26 protein-coding genes and 2 tRNA genes are annotated in these 20,979 nt (G+C 67.9%); 7 read left to right on the forward strand and 21 right to left on the reverse strand.

Features of this window, described 5'->3' with window-relative positions:
• Nucleotides 1–13 precede the first annotated feature (13 nt).
• Nucleotides 14–643 carry a 2'-5' RNA ligase family protein gene (locus ACZ3HV_RS07590; RefSeq protein ID WP_465681897.1) on the forward strand — a complete coding sequence of 210 codons (630 nt, stop codon included), beginning with the start codon at nt 14–16 and terminating at the stop codon, nt 641–643.
• Between the two features lie 15 nt (nt 644–658).
• Nucleotides 659–1,309, forward strand: a complete 651-nt coding sequence (locus tag ACZ3HV_RS07595; protein WP_465681899.1) for a hypothetical protein — start codon at nt 659–661, stop codon at nt 1,307–1,309.
• A gap of 45 nt (nt 1,310–1,354) precedes the next feature.
• Here the strand turns inward: ACZ3HV_RS07595 and ACZ3HV_RS07600 are convergent, their stop codons facing one another.
• The 10 genes from ACZ3HV_RS07600 to ACZ3HV_RS07645 all read right to left on the reverse strand — a co-directional run bounded on the left by ACZ3HV_RS07600 (nt 1,355) and on the right by ACZ3HV_RS07645 (nt 11,953).
• On the reverse strand, nt 1,355–3,550 hold the full coding sequence (locus tag ACZ3HV_RS07600) for an FAD-dependent oxidoreductase (protein WP_465681901.1): 2,196 nt from the start codon (nt 3,548–3,550) through the stop codon (nt 1,355–1,357).
• Between the two features lie 14 nt (nt 3,551–3,564).
• Nucleotides 3,565–4,476: a MurR/RpiR family transcriptional regulator gene (locus ACZ3HV_RS07605; RefSeq protein ID WP_465681903.1), complete on the reverse strand. Its 912-nt coding sequence runs from the start codon at nt 4,474–4,476 to the stop codon at nt 3,565–3,567.
• A gap of 19 nt (nt 4,477–4,495) precedes the next feature.
• Nucleotides 4,496–5,875, reverse strand: coding sequence for a hypothetical protein (locus ACZ3HV_RS07610; protein ID WP_465681905.1), 1,380 nt, complete (start codon nt 5,873–5,875; stop codon nt 4,496–4,498).
• Nucleotides 5,872–6,693 carry a carbohydrate ABC transporter permease gene (locus ACZ3HV_RS07615; protein ID WP_465681907.1) on the reverse strand — a complete coding sequence of 274 codons (822 nt, stop codon included), beginning with the start codon at nt 6,691–6,693 and terminating at the stop codon, nt 5,872–5,874. The genes ACZ3HV_RS07610 and ACZ3HV_RS07615 overlap by 4 nt, the downstream gene beginning before the upstream one ends.
• Nucleotides 6,686–7,615: a carbohydrate ABC transporter permease gene (locus ACZ3HV_RS07620; RefSeq protein WP_360364219.1), complete on the reverse strand. Its 930-nt coding sequence runs from the start codon at nt 7,613–7,615 to the stop codon at nt 6,686–6,688. Before ACZ3HV_RS07620 ends, ACZ3HV_RS07615 begins: the two co-directional genes overlap by 8 nt.
• On the reverse strand, nt 7,615–8,916 hold the full coding sequence (locus ACZ3HV_RS07625; RefSeq protein WP_465681909.1) for an ABC transporter substrate-binding protein: 1,302 nt from the start codon (nt 8,914–8,916) through the stop codon (nt 7,615–7,617). The genes ACZ3HV_RS07620 and ACZ3HV_RS07625 overlap by 1 nt, the downstream gene beginning before the upstream one ends.
• A gap of 163 nt (nt 8,917–9,079) precedes the next feature.
• Complete coding sequence (locus ACZ3HV_RS07630; RefSeq protein WP_465681911.1) at nt 9,080–9,952, reverse strand: DUF559 domain-containing protein; 873 nt, start codon at nt 9,950–9,952, stop codon at nt 9,080–9,082.
• Nucleotides 9,953–10,104: 152 nt separating this feature from the next.
• Nucleotides 10,105–11,130, reverse strand: coding sequence for a UDP-N-acetylmuramate dehydrogenase (locus tag ACZ3HV_RS07635; protein ID WP_465681913.1), 1,026 nt, complete (start codon nt 11,128–11,130; stop codon nt 10,105–10,107).
• The gene (locus ACZ3HV_RS07640) at nt 11,127–11,534 is read right to left on the reverse strand and encodes a MaoC/PaaZ C-terminal domain-containing protein (RefSeq protein WP_360364226.1); all 408 of its coding nucleotides are present in this window, start codon (nt 11,532–11,534) and stop codon (nt 11,127–11,129) included. Before ACZ3HV_RS07640 ends, ACZ3HV_RS07635 begins: the two co-directional genes overlap by 4 nt.
• Nucleotides 11,531–11,953 (reverse strand): FAS1-like dehydratase domain-containing protein, encoded by a 423-nt coding sequence (locus ACZ3HV_RS07645; protein ID WP_360364228.1) that lies wholly within the window; start codon nt 11,951–11,953, stop codon nt 11,531–11,533. The genes ACZ3HV_RS07640 and ACZ3HV_RS07645 overlap by 4 nt, the downstream gene beginning before the upstream one ends.
• A 71-nt stretch (nt 11,954–12,024) precedes the next feature.
• Here ACZ3HV_RS07645 and ACZ3HV_RS07650 point away from each other — a divergent pair, with 71 nt between their 5' ends.
• Entirely contained in the window at nt 12,025–12,771 is a 747-nt protein-coding gene (locus ACZ3HV_RS07650) for a hypothetical protein (protein WP_465681916.1), read from the forward strand.
• Nucleotides 12,772–12,831: 60 nt separating this feature from the next.
• Here ACZ3HV_RS07650 and rpmG read toward each other — a convergent pair whose 3' ends face one another.
• The 3 genes from rpmG to ACZ3HV_RS07665 all read right to left on the reverse strand — a co-directional run bounded on the left by rpmG (nt 12,832) and on the right by ACZ3HV_RS07665 (nt 13,262).
• Nucleotides 12,832–12,999: a 50S ribosomal protein L33 gene (rpmG, locus tag ACZ3HV_RS07655; protein ID WP_360364232.1), complete on the reverse strand. Its 168-nt coding sequence runs from the start codon at nt 12,997–12,999 to the stop codon at nt 12,832–12,834.
• Between the two features lie 66 nt (nt 13,000–13,065).
• Nucleotides 13,066–13,139 (reverse strand) — tRNA-Met (locus tag ACZ3HV_RS07660).
• 50 nt (nt 13,140–13,189) lie between these two features.
• Nucleotides 13,190–13,262 (reverse strand) — tRNA-Thr (locus ACZ3HV_RS07665).
• Nucleotides 13,263–13,453: 191 nt separating this feature from the next.
• On the opposite strand from ACZ3HV_RS07665, the gene ACZ3HV_RS07670 reads away from it, so the two are divergent.
• A complete protein-coding gene (locus ACZ3HV_RS07670; protein ID WP_465681918.1) occupies nt 13,454–14,086 on the forward strand; it encodes a DUF899 family protein in 633 nt (210 codons plus the stop codon).
• Here ACZ3HV_RS07670 and ACZ3HV_RS07675 read toward each other — a convergent pair.
• A complete protein-coding gene (locus ACZ3HV_RS07675; protein ID WP_465681920.1) occupies nt 14,083–14,271 on the reverse strand; it encodes a hypothetical protein in 189 nt (62 codons plus the stop codon). The two genes, ACZ3HV_RS07670 and ACZ3HV_RS07675, sit on opposite strands and share 4 nt — an antisense overlap.
• Nucleotides 14,250–14,576 carry a DUF1684 domain-containing protein gene (locus ACZ3HV_RS07680; protein WP_465681922.1) on the reverse strand — a complete coding sequence of 109 codons (327 nt, stop codon included), beginning with the start codon at nt 14,574–14,576 and terminating at the stop codon, nt 14,250–14,252. Before ACZ3HV_RS07680 ends, ACZ3HV_RS07675 begins: the two co-directional genes overlap by 22 nt.
• A gap of 20 nt (nt 14,577–14,596) precedes the next feature.
• Between ACZ3HV_RS07680 and ACZ3HV_RS07685 the strand changes: the two genes are divergently transcribed.
• Complete coding sequence (locus ACZ3HV_RS07685; protein ID WP_465681924.1) at nt 14,597–14,929, forward strand: hypothetical protein; 333 nt, start codon at nt 14,597–14,599, stop codon at nt 14,927–14,929.
• Between the two features lie 359 nt (nt 14,930–15,288).
• Here the strand turns inward: ACZ3HV_RS07685 and ACZ3HV_RS07690 are convergent, their stop codons facing one another.
• Together ACZ3HV_RS07690 and ACZ3HV_RS07695 are read right to left on the reverse strand one after the other, a co-directional pair.
• Nucleotides 15,289–15,882, reverse strand: a complete 594-nt coding sequence (locus ACZ3HV_RS07690; RefSeq protein ID WP_465681926.1) for an ABC transporter permease subunit — start codon at nt 15,880–15,882, stop codon at nt 15,289–15,291.
• 90 nt (nt 15,883–15,972) lie between these two features.
• Entirely contained in the window at nt 15,973–16,086 is a 114-nt protein-coding gene (locus ACZ3HV_RS07695; RefSeq protein ID WP_465681928.1) for a putative leader peptide, read from the reverse strand.
• A gap of 316 nt (nt 16,087–16,402) precedes the next feature.
• On the opposite strand from ACZ3HV_RS07695, the gene ACZ3HV_RS07700 reads away from it, so the two are divergent.
• The gene (locus ACZ3HV_RS07700; RefSeq protein ID WP_465681930.1) at nt 16,403–17,302 is read left to right on the forward strand and encodes a M23 family metallopeptidase; all 900 of its coding nucleotides are present in this window, start codon (nt 16,403–16,405) and stop codon (nt 17,300–17,302) included.
• A 150-nt stretch (nt 17,303–17,452) separates the two neighbouring features.
• Here the strand turns inward: ACZ3HV_RS07700 and ACZ3HV_RS07705 are convergent, their stop codons facing one another.
• The 3 genes from ACZ3HV_RS07705 to ACZ3HV_RS07715 form a co-directional block, all read right to left on the reverse strand.
• Nucleotides 17,453–17,944 (reverse strand): GNAT family N-acetyltransferase, encoded by a 492-nt coding sequence (locus ACZ3HV_RS07705; RefSeq protein ID WP_465681932.1) that lies wholly within the window; start codon nt 17,942–17,944, stop codon nt 17,453–17,455.
• Between the two features lie 77 nt (nt 17,945–18,021).
• Entirely contained in the window at nt 18,022–19,104 is a 1,083-nt protein-coding gene (locus ACZ3HV_RS07710) for a sensor histidine kinase (protein ID WP_465681934.1), read from the reverse strand.
• Entirely contained in the window at nt 19,101–19,763 is a 663-nt protein-coding gene (locus ACZ3HV_RS07715) for a response regulator transcription factor (protein ID WP_465681936.1), read from the reverse strand. The genes ACZ3HV_RS07710 and ACZ3HV_RS07715 overlap by 4 nt, the downstream gene beginning before the upstream one ends.
• Before the next feature lie 37 nt (nt 19,764–19,800).
• Here ACZ3HV_RS07715 and ACZ3HV_RS07720 point away from each other — a divergent pair, with 37 nt between their 5' ends.
• A complete protein-coding gene (locus ACZ3HV_RS07720; RefSeq protein ID WP_465681938.1) occupies nt 19,801–20,460 on the forward strand; it encodes a M15 family metallopeptidase in 660 nt (219 codons plus the stop codon).
• Here the strand turns inward: ACZ3HV_RS07720 and ACZ3HV_RS07725 are convergent.
• The gene (locus tag ACZ3HV_RS07725) at nt 20,457–20,978 is read right to left on the reverse strand and encodes a GNAT family N-acetyltransferase (protein ID WP_465681939.1); all 522 of its coding nucleotides are present in this window, start codon (nt 20,976–20,978) and stop codon (nt 20,457–20,459) included. The two genes, ACZ3HV_RS07720 and ACZ3HV_RS07725, sit on opposite strands and share 4 nt — an antisense overlap.
• Nucleotide 20,979: the final 1 nt, after the last annotated feature.

A 20,979-nucleotide genomic window follows, 5' to 3' on the forward strand; every position in this document is an offset into this window, starting at 1 on the left:
GAGGAGCAGTTGCATGGTCGATCAAGTCCGCGACCACTGGTACTGGCGGCCCGGCTGGAGTGCCGGCCGCTCGTTCTACACCTGGCACATCACCTTCCAGAACGACGCCGTGCTCAGCGACCTGCATGCGGCGTACCAGCCGGTGGTCCGGTCGCTAGCAGGTCTGACTCCGGTTCCGGCGCAGTGGCTGCATCTGACCATGCAAGGCGTTGGTTTCGCGGACAAGCTCACCCAGGAGGACCTGGACCCGATCGTCGAAGCCGCCCAGCGCCGGCTCGAGCCCGTTCATCCCTTCGAGATCCGGATCGGTCCCGCCGTCGTCGACCCCGAAAGCCTCCAACTGCCGGCCCAGCCCGTCGATCGTCTGCGCCGTCTCCGCGCCCAACTCCGCGCCGCGATCACCGACGTCTGGGGCCGTGACTCCGTCCCCGCGCTGCCGGAGCTCGATCCACATATCTCCCTCGGCTACTGGAGCCAGGCCGCTGACGCCGCACCGCTGAAGAAACGCCTGGCCGCATTGGGAGGCGGCGTCGCGAAGACCGAGATCACCCACGCCAGCCTGATCAACCTCAACCGGGACCAGCACTGCTACGAGTGGACGACGTATGCCACCGTGCGCCTGGGCGTCCCACGTCACATCTGACCAGGAGAAACGTCCGTGACAGAGAAGGCTTCACCGGCCCTGGCCGACAGCTCGGCCGCCGGCGTGATCCGGGCGCTGCTCGATTTCCGCAGCGTCTGGACCACCCACGACCTCGTCGCCCTCAGCCGGGTTCCCGCACCGACGATCCATCGCGTCGTCGGCTGCCTCGAGCGGGAGGAACTCGTCACGCGGACCGCCGGCGCGGTCGTCGCCGTACACGATTGGATCGCTCTGCTGCACCGCTGGGCCCAGGACTTCCGCTTCACCCGCGAAAGCACCATCACGCAGTGGCAGGCGGTCGGCGGACTCGACGCGCTGGCCGACCGCATCCCGCCGGCAACCTTGCCGTACGCCGTCACCGGCACCTTCGCGGCACGCCTCTGGGCACCGGCGACCCCGGCCACCACGCTGACGATCTACACGCCCGACCCCCACGCGGCAGCCGATGCGTGGAACCTCATCCCCACCAGCACCGGTGACGTCGTACTCGCGACTCCCTCAACCGACGTGGTCTACACCCGCCCGCGCAAGACACCGACCGGTCTCCGCCTCGCAGCCCCCACCCAGGTTCTCACCGACCTCCTCACCGGCGCGGCACCATCCCCCACCACCGCCGACCCCCTCCTGACCTGGATGCAATCCCACGAACTCCAATGGCGCTACTGACCCGGCGCCGAAGGCCGCAGTACGGCGAACAGCTCGTCCGAGCGTTCACGAGTAGGCGCGGAGTGAGACCACGTGGGCTCGGGGCGCGCCGTTCGTGGTGTGGGCTGTCAGGCGGAGGTGGGTTGCCTGGACGGGGGTGGGTAAAGAGTGGCGGTTCGTGCGGTGGTGATTGGCGGTGATGGTGGCTACGGGATGCCACTCAGAGGTGCCATTGCGTGCTTCGAGGGTGTAGTCGGCGAGAAGGGTCGGGAGGGTCTCGAAGGGTGTGCGGTGGTGGTGGAGGTTGATGAGGTCCTCGTTGACGTCATCGTCGAGGACGACGACGACCTCGGAGATCTCCACCGGGGCCGGCCAGGTGAGCTCGATCCAGGGAGCCGGATCCCAAGCGAGGTCTTCCGAGGACCAGAGGTTCGGGCCGCCGTACGGGCGGGCGTAACCGCCGACAACGTTCGTGGGTGCGTACGCCGCAGTCTCACCGAGGCGGAGGCAGAGACCGGATCGGGGCAGGATGTGTTTCCACGGACGGAACTGCTCGGTCCACTGCTCGTCCGGCGCCGGCTCGCGGTGCGCCAGGAACATCATGCCGGGGAGCGCGGCATCAGTGGTGTGAACCGAGATCGCCGGAGTCTTCCGCAGTACGACGATCCCGTTCGCGGACTGCCAGCTCAGCGGAACGTCGACCCAGCGCTTCTCGCCGGGCGGGACCTCCACAGTGCACGAGTCGACGAGCGCCGCCGGGAGGTAGTTCTGCGGCTTGCCCGGATCGTGCAGCTCGACCGTCAGGGAACCGCCGGTGGAGTCGACGAGCAGTTCGAAGCCGTCCAGCGATGGGGCGACCATGGCGATGTCGGTTGTCAGCGGCAACGTTCCGGAGGAGACCTCGACGGCAGGCCGGGACAGCGTCGACGAGGCGGTCACGGACGCGGCCAGAGCCAGGTTCGCCGGATCGTCATCGACGACACCCAGGACTGAAGCGTCGGCCCGCAGCAGTGCGCGACGCATCAGGTCGAAGCGATCCCGGGCCAGCCCCCGCGGCGTCAGACCGTTGCGCAGGGCAACGGAAGCGCCGATCCCGACGGCCTCCCCCAGGACGGCGCAGGTCGCCATCACCCGCGTCGTACCGAAGGCTACGTGACTCGCGCTGATGTTGCGCCCGGCCATCCACAGGTTCTCGACGTTCCGCGAGTACAGGGACCGCAGCGGGATGTGGTAGTTCCCATCCGGATGCCAGTGCTTCGATCCGCGCTCGGCGGCGTAGACACCACCGGGCGGGTGCAGGTCGATCGACCATCCGCCGAAGGCCACCCGATCCTCGAACTCGACCTGCCCGAGTACGTCGTGCTGCGTCAGCACGTGATCACCGAGGAAACGCCGGTGCTCGCGCTTCCCCGGCACCGACCCCACCCACTCCAACGTCAGGTTCTCCGCGTCGAACTGTCCAGAGTTCTTGATGTAATCCCAGATCCCGTAGACGACGGCCTGCAGTTCGTCCCGGATCCGTTCGTTGTCGTCGACGACGTCCAGCTCACCACCCCACTCGATCCACCAATAGGCGCACCCGTTCAGCTCGGTCCGGATGATCCGCCGATCGGGGATGGCCGTTTCGGTGATGTCGCGGGCGAACGACGGCGGCTCGAACCGCACCGGCTCCCCGGCGTCCTTGGAGTAGAACAGGATCGTGCTCCCGAGCGTGTTCCCGTCCGGGACCTCGGGCGCCCACGATTCGTCGTACTCCGATCGCGGCTCTCGTCCGGTCCGGTACTCCGCGCCCGCGAGCAGACCGACCAACCCGTCGCCCGAGCAGTCGGCGTAGACCGGGCTGACGAATCGGATCTCCTTCTCCGCCCCCATCTGCCATCCGGTCACCGACCGGATCACACCGTCGGACGCATCCACGGTCCGCACGTCGGTGTTCAGGTACAGGGAGATCCGGGGCTCCGCGCGTACCGCTTCCAGCAGCACGAGATCCCAGTAGTACGGGTTCCCGAGCGGGTTCCGGTACTGGTTCTCGACGAACAGCTCGCCCATGATCCCGGTCTCCCGGGCGAAGTGCTGAACGCCGTGCGCGGTCGCCCCGCACACCCAGACCCGCACCTCACTGGAGGAGTTGCCGCCGAGCATCGGCCGGTTCTGCACCAGCGCCACCGTGCTCCCCTGCCGCGCGGCGCCGATCGCCGCGCAGATGCCGGCGAGGCCTCCCCCGACAACGGTCAGATCGGTCTGGACGTCGAGCTGCTGCATAGAAGACGAACCTCTCAGGTGTCTGGATGAACGACGGTCGGCGGCCGGAGGTCGGCGGCCGGATGGACGACGGGTTGCCCCGGGCCGTTCGGATGGTTGGCGGTGAGGTGGTCTGGCACGCGCTGGGCGACCAGTACGAACAGCAGTCCGGCCGTGAGTACGTCGCTGGCCCGGCCCGCGAAGAACTCGGTCCACGTCGTCCCATTCGGCGTACCGGTGTCGAACACCACCTCCGCGGCCCGCCCGATCGGCGAGTCCACGACCCCGGTGATCGCGACCGTCAGCGCGCCCTCGCCGGCCGAACGCTGGATGAACTCGAGCGAGGTCGGGTCGGTTCCGGACCGCGTGACCGTCAACGCAACATCGCCGGCCCCGAGCAGCCCGGCGCCGATCTGCGACGACTGCGGTCCGTCGAAGAACCACACCGGGATCCCGATCCGCAGCAACCGGATGTAGAGCTCGCGCGCCGGGATCGCGTCTCCCCACTCGCCATAGATATGCGTACGCCGTGCGCCCGCGACGGCATCGGCGACGCGGGTGGCCGCGGCCAGGTCGATCGCGGCCAGGGCATTGCGGAGAGCGTTCGCCTGGGTGGACGCCAGTACGTTCAGGACCTGCTCGGGGGGATCCGCCGGGCCGATCGCCAGGCCGATGTCACTCGCCCAGCCCGCCTCCATGCCGCGGCCGATCTCCATCGCCAGCGCCGCGCGCAAGGCGGGGTACCCGGCGAACCCGAGGTGCGTGGACAGCCGGGTCACCGTCGCGGCCGAGGTCTGCGCGGCCTCGGCCAGCTTGGTGATCGACCCGCGCGCGACCTCGTCCGGGTTCGCCAGGATGTGCTCGGCGACCCGCTGCATCGCGCCGTTCAGCTCCGGCTGCGCGCGCTTGACCAGCTGCAGCGGGCTCGGACTGTCCGCTCTCTCCATGTCTGCCATCCCGTTATCGTCACGTATAGACGAACTGGGCACTCGCCACACCGTCGGTGTCGCTCACTACTCGCACCCAGTGCGCGCTGAACCCGGGCGGGAACACGTGGGTCCGGATCTGCCCCGGCTCCACCGTCAACCGCTCGACCGCCCCGAACCGCCCGTGCCCGTGGAAGTCGATCTCGACCGTCACAACCATGGTGTCCTCGCTGAAGTTCTCGAGGTGCAAGCACTTCCCGTCGAAGCCCGTCATCAGGTACGGATCCGACGGCACCCCAGCCGACACCGGCGTCTCCCACCACGGACCACCCCACCCGGCGGGCTTGCCGAAGCTCCACAGGTCGTCGGTTTTGCCGAACCACAGACCGGACTGCGGTTCCGCGGTGGTCGGATTCAGCCCGTGACTCGGCGACGCGTTGTCCGCGCCGGCCACGAGCATCCCGCGCCACGAGCAGAAGTCGCCGAGCACCCACAGGTGCGTCGAGATCGGCCGTACGCCCCAGATCCTGCCCCCGTACGCCCACGGCGACAGCTCGTAGAACATGCCGTGATGGTCGAGCAGCAACCGCTCGTGCTCGACCTCGCGGATCCGCGGCCACTCGGTCTGCCACTTGTGGTCGAAGCAGTGCGACGCCTTCGGCAGCCGGTACCGCGTCCACTGCTGGTCAGCCTCGGTGAACACCTCGAGAATCGCCGACGCCCGGTCCCACCCGGTCGCGAAGATCGTCCCGCCGAACTCGTGCCGTCCACCGATCGCGGTGAACGGATCCTCCCGCAGTACCTTCCACGACTGGCCGTCGTACTCCGCCAACCGGCCCCGCGACCGTACGCCGGCCCACTCGGGTTCGGCGTACTCGTTGGAACACACCACGAGCCGGCCGAAGGACGTGTAGCAGTCCTTGTAGTGGACCTTCATCTCGCCGTCGGTGCCGAGCTCGTCGTTGAGGTCGAAGAGCTGCGTGCATTCGTACGTCGTGAGGTCGAGCTCGAGCAGCTCACCTTCCATCGCGAGCACGTACACATGCGTGTCCGGCTTGGTCAGGTGTCGCGACGTACCGCAGACGCGGAGCGGCTGGAGCTCCGGGATCGTGACGATCTTGTGGTCGGCGGAGATCACCTGTGGCCCGAGGACCAGCTGCGAGGTCGGGAAGTGTACGAACCGGTTGGTGTAGGTGCCGTCCACCCCCAGTGTCTCGGCGACGATCTCCATCGACAGGTCGGCGTCGATCCGGCGGAGGCTGACACCGGCACCGGACGGGGCCTTGTGGGAGTTGTAGTTCTGGACGTAGAGCTTCCCGTTCCACGGCATCAGCGAACCGACGCCGAGCTCGCTGCGCGGCGGACCGAAGTCGCCGACCTGGGCGAGATGCGGGAAGACCCCTGAGACGTTCTGCATCATTTGATTCCTGTGTGAGTCATGGCTGCGATGAACCGGCGTTGCAGGACGACGAAGACGATCAGCACGGGCACGATCGAGATCACCGAGGCGGCCATCGTCAGGCCGGGAGCGATCTGCCCTTGCTCGTCGACGAAGTTGGTCAGGCTGAGCGGCAGCGTGTAGCGGTCCGGGTTGCTGATCAGCACCAGCGGCGTCTCGTAGTCGTTCCAGGACCAGACGAACGCCAGGATGCCGAGCGCGCTCATCACCGGTGTTGCCAACGGCAAATAGATCCGGGTGAACACCCGCCACTCGTTCGCGCCGTCCATCCGCGCCGCCTCGGCGAACTCGGCCGGCTGGCTGACGAAGAACTGCCGCATCAGGAACGTCCCGAGCACGGTGAACATGCCGGGCAGGATCAGCGCCCACAGCGTGTCGTAGAGCCCGAGCTTCTGGAAGTAGATGAACCGCGGCACCAGCAGCAGCTGTGCCGGGATGATCGCGGTCGCCAGGTACAAGAGGAACAACTTGTCCCGCCCCTTGAACGACATCCGCGCGAACGCGTAGCCGGCCATCGTCGCGGTGATCAGTTCCCCGGCCACCCGAAGTACGGCGACGAAGACGGACCGCCCGAACGCCGGCAGCACCGAGGTGGCGCCGCTCAGCACGGTGCTGAAGTTGTCCCACTGGAACGGATCGGGGATCCACTGCATCGGGATCTTGTAGGCGTCCACGTCCGGCTTCAGCGCGGTCGAGATCATCCACGCGAACGGCGCGAGGAAGGCGATCGCGAGGATCCACAACGGGATCCCCCAGTACCACTTGCTGCGCCTAGTCATGGAGGGCCCTTCCTCGTTGCGCCCGCCAGGTCACCAGGGTCAGCGCGAGGACGCCGATGAAGGTCACCAGGCCGATCGCCGACGCGTAGCCGAACCGGTAGAACTGGAAGCCCGTCTGGTACATGTAGTAAGAGATCGTCGTGGTCGCGTCCCCCGGACCGCCGGCGGTGATCAACGCGATCAACCCGAAGCCCTGCGACGCACCGATGATCAGCGTGACCAGCAGAAAGATCGTTGTCGGCAGCAACGAAGGCCAGGTGATCACGCGGAACTTCGCCCACGCCGACGCACCGTCGATGTCGGCGGCCTCGTACAACTGTCGTGGCGCATCCTGCAGCGCGGACAGGTAGATCAGCGAGCAGTAGCCGACGCCGCCCCACACCGCCATCACGATCAGCGCCGGCAGCGCCCAGTGCGAGGACGCGAACCAGGCCGGCTGGATCCCGAAGGCGTCCAGGACCTGGTTGACCAGGCCGGCCTTCGGGTTCATCAGCATCAACCAGGTCATGCCGATCGCGACCACGTTGACGATGTACGGCAGGAAGAAGATCGCCCGGAGTACGGCGCGCCCCGGGAGCGGCCGGTTGAGCGCGATGCCGAGAGCGAGTCCGAGTACGACGGTCAGCGGCACGGACACCCCGACGTACACCAGGGTCAGGCCGACCGCCCGCCAGAACCCGGGGTCACGGGCGATCGCGACGAAGTTGTCCAGGCCGTTGAACGTGATGCCGCCGAGGCCTGACACCAGGTTCCAGTCGGTGAAGGCGAGCACGATCACGCTGATCAGCGGGATCAGGGTGAACGCGATGACCCCGAGCAGGTTGGGGGCGATGAACAGGAAGCCGATCCAGCCCCGTGGCTTGATTCCCGGGGCCTTCTCGGTCCGGACCGCCGTGGCCGCGGCGACGGTTGCGGTAGCCATCAGGGCCTCCTCTGGTTGCGGGCGATCGCGGCGTCGGCGACCCGGCGTACCTCACGGATCGCCGCTTTCGCGTCCTTCTCGCCGAGCAGGCACAGGTCGCGCTGCTGTTTCACGACGAGGCTGATCTCGGGGAATCCGGTCAGCCGGGTGTCGGTGGCGAGCTTGGGCTCGGCGTCCAGGACGACGCGGTGGAACGACTCGACGTCGAAGTACTTGTCCGGCTCCTTGCCGAGCATGCCGGTGACCACCTGCTCGTCGGTGACGTTGCCGAGGGTGGGCAGCTTGCCGGCCTTGAGCATCGGCGTGGAACCCTCGGTCAGCCAGAACTTCACGAACGCCCAGGCCGCCTCGAGCTTCGGCGACTTCGGGTTGACCATCACGAAGTTGCTGTAACTGCCGCCGTTCCAGTCCTTGCCGTCGACGGTCGGCGGCGGGGCGAACGAGACCTTGAAGTCGTGCGGGTACTTCTTCGGGTCGTAGAGGTACCGCAGGTTGAAGGGCGCGGTCGACCAGAGATGGAACTCCTCACCGAGGAACGAGTTCTGTTGATACGCGTCGAGGTGCCGGGCGAGGATCTCGGTCTGCGGGAACGCGGACCCTTCCGCGATCATGCCCCGGCCGAGCCGGAGGCCCTGCTCGAAGTGCGGATCACCGAAGTTCGAGTGATCGCCGTCGTACCAGTAGTTCGGACCGAGTGCTATCCGGGCGACGTCCGGCACGGCGTAAGCACCGATGGTGTCCGCGGTCGTCAGCTTGCGGGCGGTCGCGCGGAAGTCGTCGATCGTCCACTGCCGTGGTAGGTCGACGCCGGCCTGCTGCCGGAGTTTCTCGTTGAACAGGACGAAGTTCGGCTCGCGGGCCGTGGCCAGGGCCTTGATCTTGCCGTTCTCGGCGTACGCGCGAGGTTCGACCGTGTCGAGGAACGGCTTGAGCTCAGGGTCCCCGCTGACGCGATCGGTCAGGTCCGCCGCCAGTCCGGACCCGGCCCGCAACGCCATCGACGCCTGCGAGTACGTGAAGTACACGTCGATGTCGAGCCCGCCCTGCAGCGCCGTGTCCAGCTTGAGGTTGCCGCGGGCGTCGTTCACGAACCGGGTGTAGTTCACCTTGTACTGCGGATACTTCTGCTGGAACGCCTTCACCACATCCGCCGGCCCCGACGCCGCCGGCACCCCACCCCACACCTGCAGCACGCTCGACCGCCCACCCCCACCACCGGAACACCCCGGCACCACCGCCGCCGCAGCCGCCGCGCCGAGCCCAGCGAGCACATCCCGCCGCGAAAATCTTTTGCGCCTCACAACCCACCTCCCACCAGATTGCGCAAAAGATTAGCGACTCCAACCCCTCTTGCCTACCCCCACTGCAAATCTTTTTCAGCGTACCGACGAACGGGTAGTGGTACCCCGAACGCCGACATTGCTGCTCCGGTCCACGCCTGCCCGGGCGATCGACCCACCACCACTACCCGTTCTTCGGTACACCGATCCGCTGCGCAACCGCGCTCTCGACAGTCGCGACCACCCACCGGGGATCCCCGATGACCTGCTGATAGGTGAACCGGAGCACGAGCCAGCCAGCCGCGACCAGTTCGTCGTAGCGACGACAGTCGGCGGCGAACTTTCCGGCCGTGCCGTGGAACTCGTACCCCTCGGCCTCCAGAGCGACGCGGGCCGGCCGATGCCCGAGGTCCACTCGCACACGCGACTCCCCGGTCTCCACCACCACCTGCGGTTCGAACCCCTCGATGCCGGCGGTCACCAGCAGACTCCTCAGCATCGACTCGAGGAAGCTCTCGGATCGCCCGGTGGCGGCTGCCGCGACCCGCATCGCATTCGGCCGACCCAGCCCAGACATCGCCGCCGAGGTTGCAGCCAACTCGTCGTGGGTCAGCCAGCCGGTCGCGAGGGCCGCATCGGCCACGGCCAATGCCTCGCCGAACGGAAGAATCCGGGCACAGTCGAGGACCGTCCGCACCAGCGAGGTCCGGCGCGCACGCAGGTCCGCAGTCGGCAGGGTCGCCCAGTGCAACACTGCAGGCGGACCGGGCTTGGCATTTCTGTTCGTCGGCAGAGTGATGTGGGGCTTCGCGGGTGTCGTGAGCAGCGGCAATCGCCAGACCGCGGCTGCACTCGTGTGCGACAGCACGCCGTCGTGCGCGATGGCCGTGGCCAGGTCGGTCGCGAGACCTGGGAGCCCGTAGATCCCGCGGGTGAGCCGCTCGACATCACCGCACCGAACTGCCGCCGCCAGCGACCGCCGGGAAGTCACCGTGACAAGCTCGGCGGACGTGGCCCAGCCTCCCAGCCGGGCCAGCACCTCCACGACGGACGCCACCCGATCATCCTGGCCGCTCGCGCCGAGTCCCCGCCGAAGTTATCCACAGGTACCGACGGACGGGTAGTGGTGACGATTGACCGCCCAGCGCACGCCCAGCCGACGCTTGTCATCCGGCCGGAACGGGACCACTACCCGTCCTTCGGTACGCCTCAGAGGGTGCAGTTCACCAGGACTGGTTCGTTGATGAGGGTGATTCCGAAGGCCTGGTGGACTTGGGTTCGGACGTGGGCTGCCAGGGAGAGGAGTTCTTTGGCGGTGGCGGTGCCTCGGTTGGTGAGGGCGAGGGTGTGTTTGGCGGAGACGGCTGCCGAGCCGATGGTGAAGCCCTTGGAGATACCGGCGTGTTCGATCAGCCAGGCGGCGCTGGTTTTGACGCGGCCGTCGGGCTGGGGCCATTGGGGAGCGCCGGCGGGGACCTCGGCGGGGGTGTCGAGGATGGGGTTGGTGAAGAAGGAGCCCGCGCTCCAGGTGTCGTGGTCGGCGGGGTCCAGGACCATGCCTTTGCTGCGGCGCAGGCCTAGGACGGCTTCGCGGACGTCGGTCATCGGGGCGCGCGAGCCTGGTTCGACGTCGAGGACGCGGGCGAGTTCGGCGTACCCGACCGGGGCGGACAGGTCGCCGAGGCTCAACTGGAAGGCGACCTCCAGTACGACGTAGCGGGACGGGTCGGCCTTGAAGCGGGAGTTCCGGTAGCTGAAACCGCAGTCGGCGGCGAAGATCGTCCGGACCTGGTTGTCGACGCGGTCCCAGACCCGGACGGACGCGATCGTCTCGGCGACCTCGTGTCCGTAGGCACCGACGTTCTGGACCGGCGTGGATCCGGTCAGCCCGGGAATGCCGGACATCGACTCGAGACCACTCCACTCCTCGGCGATCGCGCGCTGGACCACGGCATCCCAGTCCTCGCCGGCCTGAATGTGGACCATTGCCCCGGAGCACATGTCCGCGTCGACCCGGATCCCGGTGGTCGCGACCTTGATCGCGGTGCCGCGGAAGCCGTCGTCGCCGATGACGACGTTGCTGCCGCCGGACAGCAGCAGCACCGGCTCCCCGGCGGCGTCGGCGTCGCGGACCGCGGTGATCAGGTCGTCTTCGGTGCTGACCTCGACGAGCTTGTCGGCCAGTCCGCCGATCCGCAGGGTGGTGAAGTCGGCCAGAGGTACGTGGGTTCTCACTGGACGCGCACGACCGCCCTGGACCGGCCGAGCACCTTCTCCTCGCCGGCGATCGCGGTGATGTCGATCTCGGCCAGCCCGTCCGCGACCTTGTCGACCTTGGCCGAGAACGTCACGCTCACGCCCTTGTCGTCATCCGGTACGACGACCGGCTTGGTGAAGCGTACGCCGTACTCCACCAGCTCGGCCGGGTCGTCCAGCCAGTCCGTGACCACGCGGACCGCGGAGGCCATCGTGAGCATTCCGTGCGCGATCACGCCGGGCAGCCCGAGCGCGGCGGCCATCCGGTCGCTCCAGTGGATCGGGTTGAAGTCACCGCTCGCACCGGCGTACCGGACGAGGTCCTCACGCCGGAAGGTGACAGTCAGCGGGGGTAGCTCAAAACCCGGCGCCGCCGTTTTCATGCGTCCGCCCGGTTGTGCGAGATGGTGGAGGTCGAGGTGGCGATCGGGTCGCCGTCGACGGTGGTCAGGGCGGTCTCGTACATGATCACTTCGACGTCACCGGCCTTGCGCACGGTGGTGATGGTCGCGGTCGCGGCGATGTCGTCGCCGGCCTTGATCGGGCGGGTGTAGGTGAACTTCTGCGCGCCGTGCACGATCCGGTCCAGCCGGAGGCCGAGCTCCTCGTCGTTCAGGAGCTGCTCGAGCGCGCGGCTGCCGAGCATGAAGGCGAACGTGGGCGGCGCGATCGCGTCATCACCCCGGTACGCCGGGTTGCCGTCACCGATCGCGTCGGCGAACTCACGGATCTTCTCCCGGCCGACCTGGTAGGACTCGGCGGCCGTGTAGCTCCGGCCGACCATCGTGGCGTCGATCGTCATATCCGCTAACCCTACTGGCACACTGTTCCCCGGGACGCCGCCACCCATGATCCGACTGGGGAAGGTTGAACGTGACGGCAGTGGCTGAGCTGGCCAAATATGCGCCGAGGTACGCGCTGGAGATGGGGGAGCCGGAAGGCTCCGAGTGGTTGCGGGTGGATCGGATCCTGGAGCCGGGGAGTCCCGAGCTGACCGAGCTACTCAAGCGCGATGATGAGGCGAGCTGTCACCGGACGGCCCACGCGAACGCGCTCAGCATGATGTCGTTCTACGCCGGACGCGCACCGGCCGCCGCGCTGCTGCTCTGGGCGCTGGAGGGCCGGGTCCTCGACATCCGGCCGGAGAACCTGTGGGTCCGGCCGCACGAGGGGCACGGCGTCGCGGCGGTCGCCGTACGCGAGGCTGTCTTCCTCCCCGGCGGGCTGCAGACGCTGTACGACGTGGTGCTGCGGCAGCACCTACTTCCGCTGGCCGAGGAGCTGCACCGGCGGACGCGAGCCGGGCTCCGGCAGGTGTACGGCGCGGTGGCGGCAGGGTGTGCGATGGGGTTCTGCGCAGCGACCCGCGAGGAGACCACCGTTGATCCGGCGTACCTGCTGGAGCGCTGGCAGACGTTCGTCGCCAAGGCGCCCGGCGGCCTGGCCCGGCTCGGCGACGTCGAGACCGCCGCCGGCAAACTCGTCTACCTCCGCAACACGTGCTGCCTCTACTACACGAGCGAGGTCGGCACCGGCACGCTCTGCGGCTCGTGCTGCCTCACTCCGCGTAACGAGCGTCTCACCGCCTACGAAGGCGGACGGCCGATCCTGACCGTGTAGAGGCATAACGAAAGGGCCGCTCCGGGTGTCCGAAGCGGCCCTCGCGAAAGAAGCTGAAGGTCAGCGGGTCTCGCGGTGGTCCGTGTGGTCGTTGCAGCGGAAGCAGTACTTCTTCAGCTCAAGACGATCCGGGTCGTTACGCCGGTTCTTCTTGGTGATGTAGTTGCGCTCCTTGCAGACCGTGCACGCCAGCGTGATCTTCGGGCGGATGTCGGTTGACTTGGCCACTGCTGCCTCTTCTTGTCAGGAGTGCGCAACTTGGGTGATCGCACTCTGAGATACTGCCTTGCTAGGTAGCGGGGGCGGGAGTCGAACCCGCGACACCACGATTATGAGCCGTGTGCTCTAACCACCTGAGCTACCCCGCCGGGAGAGTCCGTCATCCCATCCGGTGGACCGGATGAGATGTCGTGCTCAGAGCCCCTTTACGGAATCGAACCGTAGACCTTCTCCTTACCATGGAGACGCTCTGCCGACTGAGCTAAAGGGGCGGGCCGAGGAGAGAGATTACACGGTCCGCCGCCCCGATGTGAAATCGAGCCGGGCACACCTTGCAGGCCCCTCAGTCCGTCCCGGAAAGCATACCGGTTCCCGGGAGCGCTTCTGACCAATTTTCCGCCTCGATGTAGAGAACGGGTGACCGGCTTCGTCGTACGTTCAGGACCAGACGAGAGGACACCCAATGACGGACAACACAGCACTGCCTCCGGTCGTGTCGGCCGAGGAGTGGGAGAAGGCGCGAGCCGAGTTGCTGACCGCCGAGAAGGAGGCCACGCGGGCCCAGGACCGGATCGCGGCGCAGCGGCGGCGGCTGCCGATGGTGCGGTTCGCGGAGTACACGTTCGCGTCGACCGATGGCCCGGTGACGCTGCGGGAGCTGTTCGGCGAGCAGCAGCAGCTTGCGCTCTACCAGTTCATGCACGGCGGCCCGGACCACTTCTGCCCCGGCTGCACGTACTTCACCGAGCAGGTGGCCAACCTGGACGGCCTGGCCCGCGGCGGCGTCGCCTGGGCGACCGTGTCGGACATGCCGCTCGACCAGATGGCCGGCTACTGGAAGCAGAAGGAGTGGATGGTGCCGTTCGCGTCCTCGGCCGGTACGACGTTCTCCGCCGATTGCGGCGCGGGCGGTGGCTTCCTCCTCAACCTGTTCATCCGGGACGGCGACGAGGTCTACCGCACCTACTCCACCGGCCAGCGCGGCGTCGACCGCATCCTGTTCGTCAACAACCTCCTCGACCTGGCGCCGTACGGCCGCCAGGAAGCCTGGGAGGACTCCCCGGAGGGCTGGCCGCAGCACCCCACCTACGGCTAGGCCCACACGCGGCTCGGGTACGTCGAGCGCAGTGCCGGCATCACCTCTGTGACGAAGGTCTCCACCGAGGCACGGTTCTCATCCTCCGAGAGCCCGGCGACCTCCAGGGAGATGCCGGACAGCTCGTGCCCGTACGCCTCCCACCGCTCCCGGTAGTGCCGGATCAGCCCGGCGTACTTCTCCAAGCCGTTCGCCGAGAAGGGCAGGTCCCGTACGCCGTGAACGCGAACGGCAGGTTGATCGTCCGGTTGAAGTCGATCGCCACCGACCCGTCCCGCCCGACCACCCCGGTCGTCACCGTGCGCCAGGGAGCGGTCTCTTCGCCGTTCGTCTTGTCATGGAACGACAAGTTCAGCCGCCCGCCACCGGCAGCCGTGGCGACGAGCTCGTACGCCGCTCCGCCGAGCGCCACTTGGACTGTGCCGACCGCAGTCACGTGCTGACGTAAGTCGTCCCGTGCGGTCGAGACCTCCACCTGCTCCGGCTTCACGTACGGCGTGTAGTACGCCCTTGACCACCCACTCGTCGTCCAACGGGTACGCCGGGACCCCGCTGAACGCGCGCCGGGTCGTCGCCCGCGGATCGCGCTGGCGAACGGCGTACCGTCCGCCGCGGAGCACGAGCTCTGCCAGTCGATCGCCGTACAGCAGCCAGCTCAGGGAACCGGCCTCCGGCACGCTGGCCGACACGGTGCCGTACACCGGCTCGCCGCCGAGGGTCAGCTCGCCGGCGGCCGTGACGTACGCGCGCTCCTCGTCGGCCTCCCACTTGCCGGGCAGTCCGTCCAGCACAGTAGGGGCCGCGGGCAACCAGTCGAAGGCGGCGATGGAGAGCCAGCCGTAGTCGGTGTCCAGGTCGCGTTCGCGGGCGGCGTGCCAGGTTGCCCAGTCCTGATCGAGATCGGTGACGATGCTCATCGACGTCCTCGCTTCGCTCCGGGCGCCGATGAGACACGAGGCGGGCTGTGTTTGCTGATGAACTCGCTTCGCTCGTTCATGAGGCCAAGTCCTTTCGCTCCTCGCGGTGGGCGACTTCGGATCGGACCAGCGGGATCACGTACCGGCCGAAATCGATCGCGTCGTCGTAGATGTCGTAGCCGCGGGCGGAGAAGATCCGGATGCCGAGGTCGTAGTAGTCGAGCAGCGCTGCCGCGACGCTGTCCGGCGTACCGACGAGGGCGGTCGAGTTCCCGCCGCCTCCGGTCAGGCCGGTCGGCGCGGTCCAGAGCGCGTGATCCCACCGCGAATGATCTCGGCGGCGTATGCGGCCTGGTGGAGCGCGAGCCCGAGGACGGCGGCACCGAGCGGGCCGAACAGGTTGTTGGTGCTGAAGTGCACGAACTCCGGCCCGAACGGGATCCCGAGGCTCAGCTCCTGGTACAGGTATGCGATGTTGAACCAGAACAGCAGCTGCACGATCAACGGGATCGAACGGTACGCCCAGATGTAGCCCCAGGCAACTATCTGCAGGAACGGGCTGCTGGACAGGCGCATCGACGCCAGCACCGCACCGAGCACGAACCCGAGCACGGTGCCGTACACGGTCAACTGCACCGTCACCCACAACGCGGAGAAGATCGTCCGCGTGGTGAAGAACTGGAAGAACGTCGGCCAGTCCCAGCCGGGGTTCGTGACGAGCCCGTGCACGAACATCGCCAGCAGGACAAGGACGATCCCGACACCGACCCAGCGCCACGGATGCCGTCGGGCGACGACGGGCAGGTCGGCATCGTGCGGTACGGCGTACTGCGGTGGTCCGGCGGTATCCGTCGCGGACGTGACTGAGGTGGTCGACACAGTGACTCTCCCTGGCGGTGGGCAGGCTTCGCGGGCACGGCGCGGCAGACGTCCGGAGCGGACGCCGTCAGACGGTGCGAGGGGGTGTGCTCAGCGCAGACAGAGCGCGCTGGAGACCCGGAGAAGGTCGATGTGGAGGCGGTAGTACGGCGGCTTGCGCGTCATCTCCGTCCCCTCCTTTAGGCCCTGAATCGGCTCGGTCATCTCAGTATGAGCCGGGGTTGAAAGATTAGTAACTTGGTCGACAAAGCTCTCATTATGTGGACGGCTTATACCGGCCGCGAGGGCCTGTTCGGCGCCATCGGCCGAGTGATCCGCGTCACGTCCGCATTCAACTACCCACCGGTTCGTTTTACGCCTGAGCGCGCACACGGGGACAGGGTGCCCTCACCGTATGTGTGCGATTTTGTTGATCTGACCGCAAGGGACGTTTGAGCGGCTGTGACCTCCTCGTTATGGTCGATGAGTCGCCGTACCCCCTCCAACGGCGGCCGCCCCTCCCTGGAAGGTTTCCATCCCCGTGCCCCCTCACCATGACGTGCCGGCCGCAGAACGGCCGGCACACCCTCCGGCTGCGCCGCGTCGGGCCGCCAAGCATCGCTCCTCCCGCCGAGGTTTCGGACGCCGCAAACAGCTGATCGGCCTGACCGCCGCGCTGGCCGCCGCGGCCGGCACCACCGCCGTCGGACTCACCTCGTCCGCGACCGGACCGTCCGTCGCCGGCAGCACTGGACTGAGCCCCTCACAGGCCAGCGCGCTGACCGCCGCCCGGGTCGATCGACGCGACCTTGGCTCCCGGGACGCGTCCCGCATCGACCTCGGCCTCGCGGCGACCCAGAAGGCCAAGGCCGACCAGATCGCCAAGCAGCGCGCCGCACGACTGGTCGCGAACGCGACGCTGACCCAGCGCCGGGCCCAGGCCCTGGCCGCGGCCAAGGCGGCCGCCGCCAAGAAGGCCGCCATCAAGGCCCGGGCGCTCGCCGCGGCGAAGGCCGCCGCGATCGCCAAGGCCAAGGCCGCGCCGAAGGTCGTCCTGCCGACCACCGGCTACCACCTGACCGCCCGCTTCGACCAGGCCGGCGGCCGTTGGGCCCACAACCACACCGGCCTCGACTTCGCCGCCCCGATGGGCACGCCGGTGCGCTCGGTGATGGCGGGTGAGGTCATCCAGGCCGACTTCGAAGGCGCCTACGGCCGCCAGGTCAAGGTCCGGCATGCCGACGGCACGGTCACGTCGTACAGCCACATGTCCGAGTTCGACGTCTCGGTCGGCGACAGCGTCCAGGCCGGCACCCAGGTCGGCGCGATCGGCATGACCGGCAACACCACCGGCCCGCACGTCCACTTCGAGGTTCTCCCCGGTGGCGGCTCGCCGATCAACCCGGAGCCCTGGCTCCGCGAGCACGGCGTCACCCCCTGAGGAACCCGCTCACCGCTGTCACGAAGGCGTCGCGCTCATCCATCCACGGATGATGCGCGGCGCCTTCCAGCACCCGGTAGGCCGGCTCAACCCCGTCAAACGCACGAAACCTGGGAATCCCCAGATGCTGACAGCGCCCCGGCGTCGTCACTACAGAGTTTTGGCCATGTCGACGCTGGCTATGTAGGTGCCTTCGATGAGGAATTCGTTGGGGTGGGTGCCTTCGATGGTGTAGCCGTGGCGTTCGTAGAGGCGGCGGGCGGCGGTGTTGGTGCTGTGGACGTGGAGGCTGATCTTGCGGGCGTCGCGGAGTCTGCCCTCCGCGGTGGCGGCGGCGAGCAGGGCGCTCGCCACGCCTCGGCCGCGGGCGGACTCGGCTACGGCGAGGCCGTTGATGGTCAGGACACCGGCGCCTTCGGGGAACTGGTACTTGTCCTGCAGGCGGAGGTAACCGACGACTTTGCCGTCGTACTCGGCGACCAGGTGTGCCTCCGGGCCGCTGCGGGCGAAGAAGCTGTCGCGCAGCGTGTCCTGGTACGACGGGAAGCCCGAGGAAGCGTCCCAGGCGGTCTGATCGATCTCGAGCAGGGCGGCGTCGTCGGATTCGACCGCGCGCCGGACGGTCAGGTGTGGGTCGGTCACCCCACCATCCTCACCCCGCGACCAGGTCAGCCCTCAGCCGCGTCCTCATCCCACCAGGTCAGCCCTTGGCCGCGTCCTCATCCGATCAGGTCGGCCATGGGTAGCGTCACGGTCGCGGTGAGGCCGCCGGTGGGGTTCACGGTCAGGGCGAGCCGACCGTGGTGGGTCTCCACGATGCGGTCGACCAGTGCGAGCCCGAGCCCGTGCCCAGCGCCGTACCGATCCTTGGCGAACGGCTCGACGAACGTCCGGACCCGCGCCGGATCGAGCACGACTCCATCGTTGCGTACGACGAGACGCCCGCCGCCGACCGTGATCCCGACCGACCGACCGCCGTGCCGGATCCCGTTCTGCACCAGGTTCATCACCACCTGGTGCAACAACACCTCGTTGCCCTCAACAACCGACTCCGCAAGGTCACACGTCACCTCGACACCCACGTCGCGAGCCTCCGAAGTCAGCGCCGGCAGCGCGGACCGCACCACGGCGGCGAGATCCACCGGATCCACCTCGACCGTCCGGTTGTTCAGCGCCGTCAGGCTCAGCAGCGCCTCGACGATGTCGATCCCGCGCTGGTTGGTCTCGGCCAAACGTTTGACCAGCTCGGGTACATCCTGATGATCCGGATCGGCCGCCGCCACCTCGAGCATCGTCTTCATCACCGCGTGCGGTGTCCGCAACTCGTGCGACGCGTTCGCCGCGAACCGCCGGTACTGCTCGAACGACCGCTGCAACCGGTCCAGCATCGCGTCGAACGTGTCCGACAGGTCGGTGAACTCGTCCCGGATCCCGGTCAGCCCGATCCGGTGATCGAGCGAACCACCCGCCGCTCGTTGGGCCGCGGCCGTGATGTCCTGCAGCGGCTTCAGCATCCGGCCGGCCAGGTACCAGCCACCGACCAGCCCGACGATCGCCAGGAAGATCAGCGCGTACGCCGACAGTTTCACCACCAGGTCGAGGAGGTCCCCCCGCGACGGCGGAAGAAGGCGCCCGTCGCGCGGGTTGGCGGGGGTGAGCGGGTAGTTCGGCACGATCCGGAAGACCAGCCAGATGACACACGCCACCACACCACCGGCGACGACCAGCAGCCCGGCATAGCTCAAGGTCAGGCGCAGCCGGACCGTCAGCCGCGGCCGCCAGGCGATCATCGGATCGCTCACGGCTCACCGATCCGGTAGCCGACGCCGGGCACGGTGTGGATCACCCACGGATCCCCGAGCCGTTTGCGCAGCGCCGAGATGGTGATCCGGACCGCGTTGCTGAACGGATCCGCGTTCTCGTCCCACGCCTTCTCCAGCAGCATCTCCGCGCTGATCACCCCACCGCGCGCTGCCATCAGCACCTCCAGTACGGCGAACTGTTTCCGCGTGAGCTTCACGTAATGCCCGAACCGGTACACCTCGCGCCGGTACGGATCCAGCCGCACCCCGGCGTACTCGAGCACGGTGGGTGTGGCCGTGGACGGCCGCCGTACCAGAGCTCGGAGGCGTACGACGAGCTCCCGCAGCTCGAAGGGTTTGGTCAGGTAGTCGTCGGCCCCGAGTTCGAACCCGGTCACCTTGTCGTCCAGATCACCGGCCGCGGTCAGCATCAGCACCCGGCAGCCGATGCCCTGCGCAACGATCTGCCCGCACACCACGTCACCGCTGATCCCCGGCAGATCACGGTCCAGGACGACGACGTCGTACGCGTTCACCGTCACCGCCTCCAGCGCGGTGTCACCGTCGAAGGCCAGGTCGGCCGCGATCGCCTCCAGCCGCAGCCCAGCCTGGATCGCCTCGGCGAGATAGACCTCGTCCTCGACGACCAGCACCCGCATACCGACCATTGAACCAGGCCGCGCATATCGAAAACGTATGCCGAAACGCAGACGCTCCGGCAACATCGGCCCGGGTGGACTGGTGGCCATGCTCACCGATGAACTCGTTGCCACCCGCAAGCGCGAACGCCGGATGACCATTCTGGCCGGGTTCGCGATCCTCGCCGCGGTCACCGGACTGACGCTGGCCTCCTGTACGGCGGTGTCCGCGCAGGACGACCCGGCACCGTCGACCACCCAGACCTCGGCCGCCGGCAGCCCCTCGAAGTCCAAGAAGCCTGGCTCCGAGGACGGCGTACTGCCCGACCACACCTCCGCCTTCGACACCAGCCTGCCCGGCATCGCGAAGCTCGACCCCGCACTGCGGACAGCGGTCCAGCAGGCCGAACAGGCCATGCGGGAGGACGGCATCAGGATGCAGGTCACGACGGGCTGGCGGAGCAAGAAGTACCAGCAAGAGCTGCTGGACAAGGCGATCCGCAAGTACGGCAGCCGCGAGAAGGCCCTCAAGTGGGTCTCGGATCCCGACGAGTCGCATCACGTGACCGGCCACGCGGTCGACATCGGCCCCACCGCCGCCGACGATTGGCTGATCCGCAAGGGCAACCGCTTCGGGCTCTGCCAGACCCTGTCCAACGAGATGTGGCACTTCGAGCTCGTCACGACGCCGGGCGCGCCCTGCCCGAAAATGAGCTAGCGGGTCTCCTCCGGCGGATCCGCGAGTACGGCGAGGGGACGCTGGCGCCAGTGGACGTCGTGCCAGGCGTCCAGCTTCCACCCGATCTTCCGATACGTGCCGATGGACTCGAACCCCAGCGCCTGGTGCAGTCCCACGCTGGCGTCGTTCGGCAGGGTCATGCCGGCGATCGCCGTCCGGAAGCCGCGCTCGGTCAGGCGCTCGAACAGGGCCTCGTAAAGGGCGCGCCCACCACCGGTACGGCGGCGTCCGAGCTCGAGGTAGACGCTCACTTCGCAGGACCAGCGGTACGCCGCTCGCGGTTTCATCGGACCGGCGTACGCGTATCCGACGACGCGACCGTCGTCCTCGAGCACCATCCAGGCGTGGGTCGCCTGCGCGCTCGCGATCCGCTGGGCCATCTCCGCGACGGTCGGCGGGTCGATCTCGAAGGTGATCGCGGTGTCGGTGACATAGGGCGTGTAGATCGCCGCGCAAGCCTCGGCGTCGAGCTCCGAGGCGTCTCTAGTCTTTGGCATG

The sequence above is a fragment of the Kribbella sp. NPDC020701 genome, assembly GCF_055562215.1.